Annotated in this window: 1 protein-coding gene; it reads right to left on the bottom strand. The window is 56.1% G+C overall.

Features of this window, described 5'->3' with window-relative positions:
• On the bottom strand, positions 1 to 262 hold a 262-nt coding region (locus ACYP03_RS26685; protein ID WP_459782763.1), incomplete at both ends, for an alpha/beta fold hydrolase.

Genomic DNA, 262 nt, shown 5'->3' with positions numbered 1-262 from the left:
AACGGCAGTAAATGCCCTGAGACTGCTTCCGGTTGTTCCAGTGGTGTTAAATGTCCCGCTTCTGCAATCAGCTCAAGGCGGCTTCCGGTGACACCATCCAGCATCAGGTTGGATTCCAGCACAGAGCGAATCTTGTCTTGTACGCCCACAAGTAGCAGGCACGGGAGAGCGAAGTTTTCGGCATCTTCAAAACTGTCACGGCGGCCAAACCACATACGTCCGGCCTGTACCAGCGCACTGACCGCACCGCCCTGATAGTGCG

The sequence above is a fragment of the Photobacterium sp. R1 genome (assembly GCF_054600795.1).
This window is presented reverse-complemented; position numbering and strand designations above follow the sequence as displayed.